Annotated in this window: 1 protein-coding gene; it reads right to left on the reverse strand. The window is 70.1% G+C overall.

The window, feature by feature from the left end; genetic code table 11:
- Positions 1–60: 60 nt before the first annotated feature.
- The gene (locus DWZ22_RS10085; protein ID WP_233546497.1) at positions 61–1,380 is read right to left on the reverse strand and encodes an IS256 family transposase; all 1,320 of its coding nucleotides are present in this window, start codon (positions 1,378–1,380) and stop codon (positions 61–63) included.
- Between the last annotated feature and the right edge of the window lie 126 nt (positions 1,381–1,506).

A 1,506-nucleotide genomic window follows, 5' to 3' on the forward strand; every position in this document is an offset into this window, starting at 1 on the left:
GGTGGCGCGCGCAGACGTGGTGTAAGAGCGTCCCGAGGTCCGTCGCTGCAAGTCCCGATGTTACTCCTTCTTGAGACCGCGCCTCTCGACTATCTCGTCCACTATCTCCCTGGCGCGCCGCCCGAGCGCGCGGCGCCTCCCCTCTGTCGGGGCCGGCCTGTCCGCGGGCTCGGCGAAGCCCTCGGCGGCCGAGGCCTCGGAGAACACGCGCTGCTGGGACCACTGTCCCTCGGTCTCCATGAGGCTCGCGCACGTCAGGCGCAGCATCGACTCCCTCGAGGGGAAGGACTGCACGACCCTGTAGCGGCGCTTGATCTCGCGGTTGGCGCGCTCCTGGACGTTGTTGGTGCGGAGCTTGGCCCAGTGCGCCCTGGGGAAGGCCGTGAACGCCAGCGCGGAGTCCTCGGCCTGCTCGAAGACCTCGCCGGCCCTGGCGGACACCGACGCCACCCAGGGCGCCGCCTCGGCCCACACGCAGCGCGCGAGGTCGGGGTCGTCCTGGTAGACCGCGGCGTGCACGAGGTCCCTGACGGCCGCCTTGGAGTCCTCGGGCCTGCCCGAGCAGGCGCTCTGGAGGTTGCGCTGCAGGTGCGTCACGCAGCGCTGCCAGGCGCAGCCCTGGAACAGGCGCGAGACGGCGGCCACGAGCCCGGCGTGGCTGTCGGAGACCACGAGGCGAACGCCGGCCAGCCCGCGCTCGCGCAGCCCGCCGAGGAATGCCGCCCAGGAGTCCTCGCTCTCGGTGTCGACCACGTCGCAGCCCAGGAAGTGCTTGCGCCCGTCGGCGCCCAGCCCGATCGCGGTCACGGCGCCCTGCGAGACGACCGACGAGCCGACCCTGCAGCTCATGTAGGTGGCGTCGAGCCACAGGTAGCAGCACGGCGTGCCCGACAGGTCGCGGCGGCGGAACTCCGCCACCTCGGCGTCGAGGTCGGAGCAGAGGCTCGAGACCTCCGAGCTCGACAGCGAGGATATGCCCAGCTTGGACGCCACGCGCTCGACCTTGCGGGTGGACACGCCGCATACGTACATCTCCTGCACGATGGCGGCCACCGAGGTGTCGACGCGCGACCATCGCGCGAGCATGCCCTCGGGGTAGTAGGTGCCGTGCCTGAGCTTGGGTATCTCGAGCTCCACGTCGCCCACGGCGGTCTTGAGCGACCTGGGGCGGTAGCCGTTGCGGCTGTTCTCCCTGCCGTCGCTGCGCTCGTTGCGGCTCGCGCCGCACATCTGCTGGGCCTCGGAGTCCATCAGCGCGTTCATCACGCTGCCCAGCACCCTGCACGCGAACTCGCGCGCGTCGCCGCACTCCTGCCAAAGCCTCGCCGCCTCGAGGGCCTCGTCGCGGCCGAGGCGCAGTACACTCTCTTCTTGGGGCATCGCCTTTCCTTCCATTCGTCACCTTCATTACTCCAACGACGAATTCTAGGCGGTGTCCCCTCCCTTTCAAGAAAGGGCGGAGGCGGGGCATTCCCCGCCTCTTACACCACATCTCTGCGCGCTACC

It is taken from the genome of Collinsella sp. AF31-11 (assembly GCF_003475605.1).
In the GTDB taxonomy this organism is placed as follows: domain Bacteria; phylum Actinomycetota; class Coriobacteriia; order Coriobacteriales; family Coriobacteriaceae; genus Collinsella.

Bases quoted from the DNA above. Each gene is read 5' to 3' on its own strand.
- DWZ22_RS10085 (WP_233546497.1), bottom strand. From the start codon at position 1,380: ATGCCCCAAGAAGAGAGTGTACTGCGCCTCGGCCGCGACGAGGCCCTC.